The sequence below is a fragment of the Sphingomonas sinipercae genome (genome assembly GCF_011302055.1).
GTDB lineage: Bacteria > Pseudomonadota > Alphaproteobacteria > Sphingomonadales > Sphingomonadaceae > Sphingomicrobium > Sphingomicrobium sinipercae.
Genome location: NZ_CP049871.1, coordinates 1,579,575 through 1,591,641, shown reverse-complemented (window position 1 = coordinate 1,591,641; position 12,067 = coordinate 1,579,575). Strand labels below are relative to the sequence as shown.

General features: G+C 65.6%; 14 protein-coding genes. 8 read left to right on the top strand and 6 right to left on the bottom strand.

Annotation, left to right across the window (positions count from 1 at the left end; genetic code table 11):
* Positions 1-9: 9 nt before the first annotated feature.
* Positions 10-201 (bottom strand): hypothetical protein, encoded by a 192-nt coding sequence (locus G7078_RS08280; RefSeq protein WP_166094944.1) that lies wholly within the window; start codon positions 199-201, stop codon positions 10-12.
* 174 nt (positions 202-375) lie between these two features.
* On the opposite strand from G7078_RS08280, the gene G7078_RS08275 reads away from it, so the two are divergent.
* From G7078_RS08275 to G7078_RS11020, 3 genes are read left to right on the top strand one after another with little or no spacing between them, the layout of a single operon-like run.
* Positions 376-627, top strand: a complete 252-nt coding sequence (locus G7078_RS08275; RefSeq protein ID WP_166091717.1) for a hypothetical protein — start codon at positions 376-378, stop codon at positions 625-627.
* A gap of 59 nt (positions 628-686) precedes the next feature.
* A complete protein-coding gene (locus tag G7078_RS08270; protein WP_166094942.1) occupies positions 687-1,028 on the top strand; it encodes a hypothetical protein in 342 nt (113 codons plus the stop codon).
* Positions 994-1,344, top strand: a complete 351-nt coding sequence (locus G7078_RS11020) for a hypothetical protein (protein WP_166094940.1) — start codon at positions 994-996, stop codon at positions 1,342-1,344. The genes G7078_RS08270 and G7078_RS11020 overlap by 35 nt, the downstream gene beginning before the upstream one ends.
* Positions 1,345-1,396: 52 nt before the next feature.
* Here the strand turns inward: G7078_RS11020 and G7078_RS08260 are convergent, their stop codons facing one another.
* From G7078_RS08260 to G7078_RS08250, 3 genes are read right to left on the bottom strand one after another with little or no spacing between them, the layout of a single operon-like run.
* On the bottom strand, positions 1,397-2,647 hold the full coding sequence (locus G7078_RS08260) for an N-succinylarginine dihydrolase (RefSeq protein WP_166094938.1): 1,251 nt from the start codon (positions 2,645-2,647) through the stop codon (positions 1,397-1,399).
* Entirely contained in the window at positions 2,647-3,660 is a 1,014-nt protein-coding gene (locus G7078_RS08255) for an arginine N-succinyltransferase (RefSeq protein ID WP_166094936.1), read from the bottom strand. The genes G7078_RS08260 and G7078_RS08255 overlap by 1 nt, the downstream gene beginning before the upstream one ends.
* The gene (locus G7078_RS08250; RefSeq protein WP_166094934.1) at positions 3,657-4,859 is read right to left on the bottom strand and encodes a hydrolase; all 1,203 of its coding nucleotides are present in this window, start codon (positions 4,857-4,859) and stop codon (positions 3,657-3,659) included. The genes G7078_RS08255 and G7078_RS08250 overlap by 4 nt, the downstream gene beginning before the upstream one ends.
* A gap of 97 nt (positions 4,860-4,956) precedes the next feature.
* Between G7078_RS08250 and G7078_RS08245 the strand changes: the two genes are divergently transcribed.
* Positions 4,957-5,367, top strand: coding sequence for a BLUF domain-containing protein (locus G7078_RS08245; RefSeq protein ID WP_166094932.1), 411 nt, complete (start codon positions 4,957-4,959; stop codon positions 5,365-5,367).
* Here G7078_RS08245 and G7078_RS08240 read toward each other — a convergent pair.
* Positions 5,364-5,834, bottom strand: coding sequence for an RNA pyrophosphohydrolase (locus tag G7078_RS08240; RefSeq protein ID WP_166094930.1), 471 nt, complete (start codon positions 5,832-5,834; stop codon positions 5,364-5,366). The two genes, G7078_RS08245 and G7078_RS08240, sit on opposite strands and share 4 nt — an antisense overlap.
* Positions 5,835-5,952: 118 nt before the next feature.
* On the opposite strand from G7078_RS08240, the gene G7078_RS08235 reads away from it, so the two are divergent.
* The gene (locus G7078_RS08235) at positions 5,953-6,906 is read left to right on the top strand and encodes an FG-GAP repeat domain-containing protein (RefSeq protein WP_166094927.1); all 954 of its coding nucleotides are present in this window, start codon (positions 5,953-5,955) and stop codon (positions 6,904-6,906) included.
* Between the two features lie 134 nt (positions 6,907-7,040).
* Positions 7,041-8,000, top strand: coding sequence for an HWE histidine kinase domain-containing protein (locus tag G7078_RS08230; protein ID WP_166094925.1), 960 nt, complete (start codon positions 7,041-7,043; stop codon positions 7,998-8,000).
* 4 nt (positions 8,001-8,004) lie between these two features.
* On the opposite strand, the gene G7078_RS08225 is transcribed toward G7078_RS08230, so the two are convergent.
* Positions 8,005-8,757, bottom strand: a complete 753-nt coding sequence (locus G7078_RS08225) for a nuclear transport factor 2 family protein (protein WP_166094923.1) — start codon at positions 8,755-8,757, stop codon at positions 8,005-8,007.
* A 115-nt stretch (positions 8,758-8,872) separates the two neighbouring features.
* Between G7078_RS08225 and G7078_RS08220 the strand changes: the two genes are divergently transcribed.
* Together G7078_RS08220 and G7078_RS08215 are read left to right on the top strand one after the other, a co-directional pair.
* Positions 8,873-10,783 (top strand): 2-oxoacid:acceptor oxidoreductase subunit alpha, encoded by a 1,911-nt coding sequence (locus G7078_RS08220; RefSeq protein WP_166094920.1) that lies wholly within the window; start codon positions 8,873-8,875, stop codon positions 10,781-10,783.
* A gap of 251 nt (positions 10,784-11,034) precedes the next feature.
* On the top strand, positions 11,035-12,054 hold the full coding sequence (locus G7078_RS08215; protein WP_166094917.1) for a 2-oxoacid:ferredoxin oxidoreductase subunit beta: 1,020 nt from the start codon (positions 11,035-11,037) through the stop codon (positions 12,052-12,054).
* The last annotated feature ends 13 nt before the right edge of the window (positions 12,055-12,067 follow it).

The following is a 12,067-nucleotide window of genomic DNA, read 5'->3' as shown; positions in this document are numbered from 1 at the left end:
AACGCCGGCCTAGGCGGTGAGGGCGGTTAGCTGCCCCTGCGCACGCATGGCGAAATCTTCCGCCAGTTTTGCGTGCCATGCCCGCGCTTGCTCGGTCATCGCCCGTTGCGCGGCAAGCCGCTCTTCGAACGCCCGGCGACGATAATAACGCTCGTTAGACTCCATGACGTAAGTCCCCCTGGTCATGGGCACGATGCGCATCAAAAACTAAAGGATAGTTAATATCCACAGCCGTCCCGGCCCGGGACGTTCGCTCCCTTGCCGCTATGCGCGCCGCCAAGGGGAGCATAATCAATTTGGGACGATAACGAACGACCGCTGAAACCTAACGATTCGTCGCTCGTTGGACGGTAAATGCTTCTAAAGGATACTGTCGTGTTCAACGCACTTCACAGCAACCGCGACCCGTTCAACCCGCAAGTCCGCGGCTATCACGCCACCTACCGCGAAGGTCAGGTCAACCACTGTCCGGGATGCGGCCGCACCCACTGGCACATCGGCCGGATGCTCGCGGAATGCGCCTTCTGCGCCACGGCGCTGCCGCTGGCCGAAAGCCATCGCCACGGGCAAAGCGCAACGGTCGTCCAGCGCCGCTGGCCGGTCTACCCGCAGCTCGACGCGGCCTGAGCGCGGCGCCGCTTTTCTAGCGGCGGGCGGGCGTTTATATTGCGCCCATGAAACGAACGATGACATTGGGGCTGGCGGCAATCATCGCATTGTCGCCAGTTCCTGCGTTCGCGCAGGCCGCGAACTTCACGCTGGTCAATGCGACGAACGTCGAGATGACGGGCCTTGCGGTGCGCCGGTTCGGCACCGCCGTATGGCAGCCGTTGACGGTGGCGCCGGTCCCGGTGGTCAAGGGTGGCCGCGGCTCCGCCCAGTTCAAGAATGAAGATTGCGCGTTCGACCTGCGCGCTACGCTTCCGGACGGGCGGATGGTGATCTGGCCTGGGGTGAACCTGTGCCAGGCCAAGGTCGTGACGCTCCACCAGAATGCACGCGGCGTGCTTTGGGTCGACTACGAATGACCGGCGCCCGGCGCAGCTGAACCGCGGCGAATGGCCCGGCCGCGGCTGCGTTGCGGGGGCGGACGGAATCCAGGAGCTTGCCGCCGGCGACGAAGACGACGCCCGTGCAGGCAACCGCCAGCAGCCAGCCGCCAAATCCCGGATAGGTTTGCAGGTAATGATGCCCGCGCTCCACCGCGCCGACCGCGATGGCATAGATCACCATCCACGCTTCGGTGCGCGTCTTGATCGTGAACAGTCGACCGATTTTCTTGAACATCGCCATATCTTAACGCCTGAACGCTTCGACGGCGGATTTGAGCCGAAAACCTCCTAATGGATAGGGTTAAAGGCGCGTTAAGTCGTGACTGTCCCGTTGCGGCACAGGCTCAGATAAGTTCCGTCAGTTCCAGCGTCTCGAGCAGCGCCTTGCGCGCTTGCTCGACGGTGGCGACAAGCTCCGGCGATTGCAGGTTGTCGCTGTAGATTGCGACTGGCCAGCATTCCTCGACCACCGCCGCGACCCGGTCCAGCTTTTGCTGGTCGACCAGGAAGCGCGGGTCGATCGTCTCGGGATCGGCAACGACTCTAAGCCGCAGGCAGGCGGGGCCGCCGCCGTTGGCCATCGATTCGCGAACGTCCACCACCTCGACCCGGCGGATCGGGCCGTTGCCGGCAAGGTGGCGCTCTATCCATCCCCAGACGCTCTGCGTCTCGCGCGCTTCGGTCGGGACGACCAAGGTCATTTCGCCGCTTGGCGGGCTGACCAGCTGAGCGTTGAAAAGGTATGACGAAATGGCGTCGGCCAGCGGTACTTCGGACTCCGGCACTTCGACATATTCGAAGCCGGGCAGCAGGCTGGCGCAGCGGTCGAGGACGGCCCCGCGATCGGCGAATGCCTTTTCATGGGCGAACAGCACCAGGCCGTTGGCGACCGCCACCACGTCGTTGTGGAACGCGCCGGCCGCGATGGCTTCCTCCGACTGCTCGATGAACAGGGTGCGCATCGGATCGAGCTGGTGGAGCCGGGCGATGGCCTTGCACGCTTCCAAATGCTGGCGCGCAGGGAACTGGCCGCCGCTCTGGCCATAGACGAACAGCTCGACCCCCGGTTCGCCGTAAGCGGGCGACAGCCGCATGTGGTTCGCCGCGCCTTCGTCGCCAAAGACCGGCGGGACCGGCGGGTGGACGACGAACGCGTCCGACCCGAATGCCACCTGCAACTGCTCCAGAGTCGCCGGCCATTCGTGGCTGCGATGGACCATCGTCTTGAGGTTGGCGACGGTCAGGTGGCAGCGGCCGTCGGCGGTATCGGGGGCGGGGGAAACCGTCGCCGCATTGGCCGCCCACATCGCCGATGCCGACATCGCATTGATGGCCAGGGCCGGCTCGGCCTGCTCGATCGACGTTGCGAGCTGCCCCAGCCAGCGCCGGTTGGGGCGCGGGTGGGGAAGGAGGATGCCCTGGGTCAGGCCGAGCGCCAGATTGGCCCGCATCTTGACGATGCCTTCCAGCGCCGCCGCCCGGGGGTGCGACGGCCGCCGGGCGTTGCGCGTGGAGGCAAGGTTGCCAAGGCTCAGCCCGGCATAATTGTGGCTTGGCCCGACAATCCCGTCGAAGTTGATTTCGGACAGCGGCATCAGCGCTTGACCGCGAGCAGCCTGTCGCCCGGCCCGGCTTCGAGCATCGCCAGCGCCTTCGGGTCGACCAGCGCGCTGTCGCCGTCGCGGACCACCTGCCCGTAACAGGCCTTGAAGTCGGCGAGCCGGCCCGATGCCAGGAGCATCGTCTCGCCGTCCTCCCGAATGCCCTCGGCGACGGTGATCGTCGTGCTTTCACGGATGGCGCGGATCTTGTCGGTCGATGCGGTCACCGTCGGCCCGCCGTCGAATATATCGACGTAGCTGTCCCACTCGAACCCTTCGTTCTCCAGCATCCGCAGCGCCGCGCGCCCGGTCGGGTGCGGCTGGCCGATCACCTCGCGCGCGCTTTCGGGCAGCATCGAAACGTAGATTGGTGTCGTCGGGAACAGGTCGGCGATGAATTGCGTGCCGTGGATCGCGTTGAAGTCGTCCGCTTCAGGGAAGCTCATGCCGAAGAATCGGCCGCCAAGCGCATCCCAGAAAGGCGCATTGCCGCGCTCGTCCATCACGCCGCGAAGCTCGGCCAGCACGGTGTCGGCGAAGCGCTCGCGGTGCGCCTTGATGAATAGGTAGCGCGATCGGGCCAGGAGCACGCCCAGCCCGCCAGCGCGCTCCTGCGGGTGGAGGAACAGCCCGCCGACCTCGCTTGAGCCTTCGAGGTCGGTGGTCAGCGTCAGCGTCTGGTTGTGGAAGACCCGGTTGAGCTCGGCGCTCTTCTGGGTCCGGGTCGAAATCAAATAGCTGTAGAATGGCCGATCGGTCCCGACCGCGCCGAACACCTGGCAGGTGCCGCGAATCGCCTTGGTCTCGAAATCCTCGAGCATGAAGACGTACAGGTCGTCGCCGGGACTCTCGCTTTCTCGCGCGAAACCCTGCGCACTCCGCTCTAGTTTTTCGGCCAGCGTCTTGCGCTCGGCGGGCAGGTTGGTGAAGCCGCCGCCGGTCAGCTTCGCCAGCTTGTACAGCGCCCCAACATCGCTTTCGCGCGCAGCCCTGATCCTGCAGCTCACGCCGCTTCTCCTGCAAGCCGAAGCACGGTCAGCGCCGACAGCGCGGCGCGCTCGGCCAAGGATTCGACGATCAGATATTCCTCGTCACTGTGGATCTTGCCCCCGCGCACCCCCATCGTGTCGACCACCGGCACCCCGCAGGCGGCGATGTTGTTGCCGTCGCACACGCCGCCGGTGGGCTTCCAGCCGATGGCCTGGCCAAGGTCCGCGCCCGCGGTCCGCACCAACCCGAACAATTGCTCCATCGGCGCGGTCATCGGCTTGGGCGGCCGGGCAAATCCGCCGTGGGCGTGGATCGCGACGTCGCGCTCCTGCGCGACCAGCGCCGTCAGCCGCGCCAGCTCCGCTTTCGCGTCGGCCTCGATTTCCGGCGTTGCGGGGCGCAGGTTGACGCGCAGGACGGCCAAGTCGGGGACGACGTTGGTCGGCGATCCGCCCTCGATCCGCGCCGGGTTCACCGACAGTCCGGGCCGCCGCATCGTTTCCAGGCGAAGCGCCAGGTCGGCGGCGGCGAGCAGCGCGTTGCGCCCGTCTTCGGGATTGCGCCCGGCGTGCGCCGATCGGCCACGGACGGTGTAGGCAAAATTGCCGCTGCCCGGCCGCGCCCCCGCAAGCGTCCCGTCGGGCAGCGCCGCCGGCTCGTAGGTCAGCGCCGCACGCTTGCCCCGCGCCGCCTCGGCGATCAGCGCCGCGGACGCGAGCGAGCCGACCTCCTCGTCGCTGTTGATCAGCACTTCGTAGCCGACATCGGCGCCGGCTGCCTCGACTGCTTTCAGCGCCGCAAGCATCACCGCGATCCCGCCCTTCATGTCGGCGACGCCCGGGCCGCCAAGCACGCCATCGTCAAGCCAGCGCGTCTCCTGAAAGGGATGGTCGGCGGGGAAGACCGTGTCCATGTGGCCGGTGAACAGCAGTTGCAGCCGCGCCTCCGGCCGCACCCGGACCCGCAAGTGCTGCCCATGCGCGATTTCGAATGGCTTGCCGGCACTGTCGATGGCCTCGACCCGGTCGGCATCGACCAGCGCGACGTCGCCGCCCAGGCCGGCGAAAGCGTCCGCCAGTTGGCCGGCAACCCGGGCAAGCCCGTCGAGGTTGCGCGAGCCGCTGTTTATCGCACTCCACGCCAGCACCTGCTCGAGCATCGGCTCGGCGGCCGCGCGTTCGACTGCGCTCGCTTCGGTGGTCGTCAGTGCCCCCATGGCGGCCATCCCTAGCGGGGCCTCGCCGTCAACGCCACACCGCCCGTCGTGCCCGGCTTGTGCCGCTCGCGAATATCGTTACGATGGCGCTATGGAATTGAAATCGCTAACCTATATCAGTCATGCGGCGCTCGACCTGACGGCCGAACAGCTCGAAGAAATCCATCGCACCGCGCGCGATCTCAACGCGATTGACGGCATCACCGGGCTGCTGGTGTTCAACGGCACGCGCTTCCTCCAGGTCATCGAAGGGTCGGAGACCGCGGTCAACGACCTCGTCGCCCGCCTGCGCCGGGACACGCGCCACAGCGGCGTCGAAATCCGCGACGAGCGCACCATTCAGGAACGCAGCTTTCCCGACTGGTCGATGGAGCTGGTGCAGGTCGAAGGCACCTACCTCGACGCACGCTCGGCGATCGACGAGCGCATCCCGGCGGATGTCGATCCGCAGATCCGCGATTGCGTCCATCGCATGACGGAATCGATTTCCGGGGTGGTGCGGGTCTAGTCCAGCCACTGGGCGAAGCGGTCGAGGAGCTGCCGGTAAAGCTCCTTCTTGAACGGCACGATCAGCTCGGGAAGATCAGCCGGCTCGACCCATTTCCAGGCGCGGAATTCTGCATGCTCGGTGGCGATATTCACGTCGTCGTCGCAGCCGTGGAAGCGTGCCAGGAACCAGTCCTGCTCCTGCCCGTGCCATTGCCCGCCCCACAGCTTGGGCCGCCAGTCTTCGGGCAGGTCGTAGCGTAGCCGCTCCGGGCATTCGGCGATGCGCTCGACCAGCGCGGGCGCGATCCCGGTTTCCTCCTCAAGCTCGCGCAGCGCCGTCGCCCACGGCTCCTCGCCATCGTCGATCCCGCCCTGCGGCATTTGCCAGGCGTCCTCCGGATTATCGACTCGGGCCCCGACCCAGACCTTGCGGTCGGCGTTGATCAGCATCACGCCGACCCCGCGGCGGTAGGATGAATCGTCCATGCCGCACCTCTAATCGCTTGGTCCGGCACGGCAATCCGTCGCGGAGCCGAGCAGGTGAGCTGAATCGTTTTTAGGTAACAATTCTGCTAAAACAGGCCGGACCATTGGGGGATTTGCCATGCCCAGAATCGATTTCGATGGCGACGGCCGCGACGACATCATCTTCCGCAACACTGAAACCGGTGCGGTGTCGAATTGGCGAGGCGGGCTCCATGCAGAGTTTACCTATAACGAAGCTGCTGGGATGGACACTTATGCCGTCGGCGACCTCGTCGCGATTGGCGATTTCGACGGGGACGGCCGAAGCGACACCTTGTGGATGACGGCCGACGGTAACGTTTCCGTCTCTTACACGGTCGAAGACGGCGCCTTTTATCTGGCGTGGACCTTGTCGCAGGTCACGAAGGTTCCGGCTGGTTGGCAAGTCGCCGGCACCGGCGACTTCGACGGGGATTCGATCGACGACATCGTGTGGCGCGCAGCCGATGGAAGCGTGATCACCTGGCTTGGCAAGGACCAATTCCAGGGCGACGGTCCCGGCGGGAACCTGCTGATTCCCAACGACTGGAAAATCGTCGGCACCGGCGATTTCAACGGCGATGGCCGCGACGATATCTTGTGGCGAAGCGACAATGGCACCGTCACCAACTGGCTTGGCCGGGCCGACGGCAGCTTCATCAACAACCACATTAACACGGGCGAAGTGATCCCGCTCGACTGGCACATCGTCGGCACCGGCGATTTCAATGGCGACGGCAATTCAGACATCCTGTGGCGCAGCGATGCCGGCACGGTGACGAACTGGCTCGGCCAGGACAATGGCGGCTTCATTAACAACCACGCCAACACGGGTCAGGTCATTCCGCTCGATTGGCACATTGTCGGCACCGGTGATTTCAACGGTGATGGGCGCAGCGACGTCTTGTGGCGCAGCGATCACAACGTGATCACCGACTGGATAGGGCAGGACAATGGCGGGTTCGGCGACAATCCGGTCGGCTTCTACCTCGAGATGCCGCTGGCGTGGCAGATCCCGCTCTATTCACCCGGCCTCGGCCTCTGGGATTATTGATCGGCACGCAATACTTCGGCTGCTTCGTCGCAAGCAAACCCTTGCGAGGCATTGAAATTTCCGTGACGTCGGCGATATGAAGGGCGTCGGCCGCCCGTGCCTTGGACCGACCATCCAGCACTTGGGGGGCATTCGTGAACACTTCCGATTCCGCAATCAAGGAGCGCGTCGTCGACCGGCATGCCGCCTGCCTGGCGTCGCAGGATTGCGTGAAGATCCTCGACGGCTCCGGCACCATCCAGTTCTTCAACGAAGAGGGCCTGGCCATCATGGAGATTGACGATCTCGCGATGGTGCACGGCCGCTACTGGCCCGAGTTGTGGCCCGAGGAGAGCCGCGAGCTTTTGGAATCGGCGCTGGACGGCGCCCGTTCCAACGGCGTCGTGACCTTGGTCGCCGACTGTCCGACGGCCAAGGGCACGGACAAGACGTGGGAGGTGACGGTCGCCTCGATCCCGGCGCCGTCGGGCCATTATTGCGTGATCTCCCGGGACATCACCGACCGCCAAGCGCGCGAGCAGCAGAAGACCTTGCTGATGCAGGAACTGTCGCACCGGATGAAGAACAGCTTCTCCATGGTGCAGGCGATCGCCGAGCAGACCTTTCAATCGGCCGCGGGCGATTCGCTACGTACCTTCCACGCGCGCCTCGCCGCGCTGGGCAGCGCCAACAATCTGCTGCTCCAGTCGAGCTGGAGCGCGACCCCGATGCGCGGGCTGGTCGAACGAGTGCTCCGGGTCGAAGCGGAGCCCGACCAGTTCGACCTCAGTGGCCCTGACATCTCGGTTGCGCCCGATGCCGCGCTTTCAATGTCGCTGTTGCTTCACGAAATGGCGACCAACGCAGTGAAATATGGCGCATTGTCGACCCCCGCGGGCAAGGTCAGGGTCGAATGGCAGGTCGAAGGCAGCCACTTCGTGCTGCACTGGAAGGAAACGGACGGCCCGGCGGTCGAGGCGCCGGAAACGACCGGCTTCGGCTCCCGGCTCATCGGCCTTGGTATTTGCAATTCTCGCGACGTCTCGATCGCTTTCGACCCTGCCGGCGTCCAGGCCCGCTTCCGCGCCCCGCTGGCCGACGTCCGCGATTCCTGATCCCTCAACGCGGGTCGGCGTTTACCCGGGACAGCAGGGTCAGCGCATTCAAATTGGCGATGACGGCATGGCCGATCGCCCCTGACGGTTCGGCGATGAACATCCATCGCACCCGCCCGGCCGGCCCCATGAACGTAGTTGGGGAAATCGCCACCAGCGGCGTCGACGTGCCGCCCGGCTCGGTCACGCGCAGCTGGTCGCCATCGCGGGCGACGACCAAGGTCGCGCCGCGCGGGGTCCGGTAGGTGCCGGCCAGGCGATCCACCGCCGGCCGCGGCAGCGTCACCGGGGTCAGGTCGCCGGCCGTCCGGGTCCAGTGCGACGATGCCAGCTTCCAGCCGCCATTCTTCATTTCAAAGACGTCGGTCACCCGGAATTCGAGGCGGGCCGGGCCTCGCTTCTCAAGCACGGTGCTGGTGACCAGGGCGAAGTTACCGCTGCGCCGGACGCGCTGGTCGCTCGCGGACAGGGTCAAAGCGATCGGCGGAAGCTTGCCGCGAGCGAGCAACGCAGCCTTGTCGACCAGGACGCCACCGCTTTCGACGATCGTCGCGTCCTCGGCCAGAAGTGCGTCCAGCTGGCGCGTGTCGTTCGCTGCATAGGCCCGGTGCCAGGCCGACTGCGCCGCAAGCACCGATTGCCCGGCAACCACTGGCGCAGCGGCGGCCGCCGCCGATTCGATGCTTGCGCAAAGCAGGAGGGCGACAGCGATGGAGGCGGCGCTTCGCCATCCAGGAACCCGGCGATCTTGCGACATTTGCCACCCCTTGTTGCAGAGCGGCAGGCTAGCGCTGCCTTTCGCGGCCTGCAAATCTGGAAAAGTCCCTCATGAACCCAGTGGCGAAAGCAGATGCACCGGCTTAGAAAGCGCCATGGCCACTGCCACCCACACCGTCACTGAAGCGGAAGCTTCCGCCCATCCGCATCTCGAAGCTGTCGTCGTCCGCTTTGCAGGCGATAGCGGCGACGGGATGCAGCTCACCGGCGGGCAGTTCACGCTCTCGACCGCGCTCGCCGGCAACGACCTTGCCACCTTCCCGGACTTCCCGGCCGAAATCCGCGCCCCGCAGGGGACGACGTTCGGGGTTTCCGCCTTCCAGATCAATTTTGGCTCGACGGCGATCGAGACCGCCGGCGACCAGCCCGACGTGCTGGTGGCGATGAACCCGGCCGCGCTGAAGGTGAATGTCGAACATTTGCGCGAAGGCGGGCTGATTATCGCCGACGAAGGCGAATTCGGCGCCCGCAACCTCGCCAAGGCCGGCTACGATGCCAACCCGCTCGAAGACGGCTCGCTCGGCAAATGGCAGCTGATCAAGTTCAACATCTCGCAATTGACGCTCGATGCGGTGAAGCCGTTCGGCCTTGGCAACAAGGAAGCGCTGCGCTGCAAGAACATGTGGACGCTCGGCCTGGCGCTGTGGATGTTCGACCGCGACCGCGCGCCGATCGTCGAGTGGCTGAAGACCAAGTTCGCCAAGATGCCGGAGCTTGCGGAGGCCAATATCGCCGCGCTCAACGCCGGCCATGCCTATGGCGAGACGGTGGAAATCGGCGCGCCGGGGATGCGACAGCACCGGATTGCGGCCGCACCGGCCGAACCGGGGCTTTACCGCACCGTCACCGGCGCCGAGGCGCTTGCCCTCGGCCTGGTTGCCGGGGCGCAGCTCGCCGGCCTCAAGATGTTCTTCGGTTCCTACCCGATCACCCCGGCCAGCCCGCTGCTCCACCATCTGTCGCGGCTCAAGGAATTCGGGATCACCACCTTCCAGGCGGAGGACGAGATTGCGGCAATCTGCGCCGCCATCGGCGCGTCCTACGCCGGGCACCTGGGCATCACATCATCATCCGGGCCGGGCATCGCCCTGAAGATGGAAGCCCTTGGCCTCGCGATCATGACCGAGCTGCCGCTGGTGGTCGTCAATTCGCAGCGCGGCGGCCCGTCGACGGGCCTTCCGACCAAGACCGAGCAGTCGGACCTTTACCAGGCCGTTTATGGCCGCAACGGCGACGCGCCGGTGCCGGTCATCGCCGCCCGCTCGTCGGCCGATGCGTTTGATTGCGCGATCGAGGCGGTGCGCATCGCCACTCATCACATGACGCCGGTGATGCTCCTGACCGACGGCTACATCGCCAATGCGGCCGAGCCGTGGAAGGTGCCCGACATGGGGACCTACACGCCGTTCCCGGTCAAGTTCCTCGAAACCGCGCCGGCGGAGGGCGAGGGCGTGATGCCTTATGCCCGCGACTGCAACTTCGTCCGCCCGTGGATCAAGCCGGGCACGCCCGGGCTGGAACACCGCATCGGCGGCATTGAGAAAGCGCCGGGCAGCGGCAACATCGATTACTCGCCCAAGTCGCACCAGGAGATGACCGACACGCGCGCCGCGAAGGTGCTCAACGTCGCGCAGGGCATTCCCGACCAGGACGTCTGCCTCGGCCGCGAAGGGGCGGCGCTTGCGGTCGTCGGGTGGGGCTCGACCTTTGGCCCGATCCACCAGGCGGTGCGCCGGGCGCTCGACAAGGGACAGGACGTCGCCCACGTCCACATCCGCCACATCTGGCCGATGCCCAAAAATATGTCTGTCCTATTGAAGGGCTTCGGGCGCATCCTCGTGCCCGAGATGAACATGGGCCAATTGAAGACCTTGCTCCGCGATCAGTATCTCGTCGACGCGCAGCCGCTGAACAAGGTCAGCGGCCACCCTTTCCGCATCGCCGAGATTGAACAAGCGATCGACACCCAACTCGCCGAGCGCAGCGAGAGGATTGCGCAGCAATGATCGAGCAGCGCGAAGAGCTGAGGCAGCGGTCGGCCGACGGGTCGGCGAAGCAGGGCCCGATCGACGTCACGGATTTACTCCGTGACGGCGCGGCGCCAGGTGCAGAGCTCGCTAAAGGTCACGAAAATGCTGCACAACCGCGTGACTTTAGTGACCGTAAGGACGTTTCGGCATGAAGCAGATCAACCCCATCCCGATGATCGCGATGCTGGTCATCGTCATCGCAATTATCGTCTGGCTGAGCTGAGGCGATGAACGACCTGACCCCGATCCCGGCGACGACCGCGAAAGACTGGGCCAGCGACCAGGAGGTCCGCTGGTGCCCCGGTTGCGGCGACTATGCGGTGTTGAAGGCGGTGCAGCGCACCATGCCCGACCTTGGCGTGGCGCGGGAAAAGACGGTGTTCGTCAGCGGCATCGGCTGCTCCAGCCGCTTCCCTTATTACATGGCCAGCTACGGCTTCCACACCATCCACGGCCGGGCGCCGGCGTTTGCCACCGGCATCAAGCTCGCCAATCCGGAGCTCGACGTGTGGATCATCACTGGCGACGGCGACGCCTTGAGCATCGGCGGCAACCACACGATGCACGTCCTGCGCCGCAACCTCGATTGCCAGATCCTGCTGTTCAACAATGAAATCTACGGCCTGACCAAGGGGCAATATTCGCCGACCAGCCGCATCGGTACCCGATCGCCATCGACCCCGTTCGGCTCGGTCGACCGGCCGATGACGCCCAGCGCCTTTGCCCTGGGGTCAGGCGCGCGCTTCGTCGCCCGGGCCATCGACGTGCACAAGAATTTGCCCGAGGTGCTCAAGGCCGCGCACGCGCATCGCGGCGCCAGCTTCGTCGAAATCTTCCAGAATTGCGTCGTCTACAATGACGACGTCTTCGCGCCCTTCACTGCCCGCGAGTCCGCCGCGGAAAAGCAGCTTTGGCTGAAACCGGGCGAGAAGATGCTGTTCGCCGGCGGGACCAAGGGGCTGGCGCTGGATCGCGACCGGCTCGCGCTCAAGGTCGTCGACGCCGATAATCCCGAAGTGCTGGTCCACGACGCCACCAACCGGTCGATCGCGCACATGCTCGTCGAAATGCCGCAGGACGGGTTCCCGGTCGCGCTTGGCGTCCTTTACGAGGATCCGGCGCCGACGTTCGAAAGCGCCGTCGTCGAACAGAATGCCGCCGCGGCCAAGGGCAAGTCCCCCGACCTCCAGGCGCTCGTCGCCAAGGGTCAGACCTGGCAGGTCGAAAAGGAACCGCACAGCCTTTGATGCGCGCTTCCTA

What these genes read in the sequence shown, in the direction of transcription:
- G7078_RS11020 (WP_166094940.1), top strand. Translation starts at nt 994, where the DNA reads ATGCACGCGGCGTGCTTTGGGTCGACTACGAATGACCGGCGCCCGGCG.
- G7078_RS08280 (WP_166094944.1), bottom strand. Translation starts at nt 201, where the DNA reads ATGCGCATCGTGCCCATGACCAGGGGGACTTACGTCATGGAGTCTAAC.
- G7078_RS08215 (WP_166094917.1), top strand. Translation starts at nt 11,035, where the DNA reads ATGAACGACCTGACCCCGATCCCGGCGACGACCGCGAAAGACTGGGCC.
- G7078_RS08235 (WP_166094927.1), top strand. Translation starts at nt 5,953, where the DNA reads ATGCCCAGAATCGATTTCGATGGCGACGGCCGCGACGACATCATCTTC.
- G7078_RS08250 (WP_166094934.1), bottom strand. Translation starts at nt 4,859, where the DNA reads ATGGGGGCACTGACGACCACCGAAGCGAGCGCAGTCGAACGCGCGGCC.
- G7078_RS08220 (WP_166094920.1), top strand. Translation starts at nt 8,873, where the DNA reads ATGGCCACTGCCACCCACACCGTCACTGAAGCGGAAGCTTCCGCCCAT.
- G7078_RS08270 (WP_166094942.1), top strand. Translation starts at nt 687, where the DNA reads ATGACATTGGGGCTGGCGGCAATCATCGCATTGTCGCCAGTTCCTGCG.
- G7078_RS08260 (WP_166094938.1), bottom strand. Translation starts at nt 2,647, where the DNA reads ATGCCGCTGTCCGAAATCAACTTCGACGGGATTGTCGGGCCAAGCCAC.
- G7078_RS08225 (WP_166094923.1), bottom strand. Translation starts at nt 8,757, where the DNA reads ATGTCGCAAGATCGCCGGGTTCCTGGATGGCGAAGCGCCGCCTCCATC.
- G7078_RS08240 (WP_166094930.1), bottom strand. Translation starts at nt 5,834, where the DNA reads ATGGACGATTCATCCTACCGCCGCGGGGTCGGCGTGATGCTGATCAAC.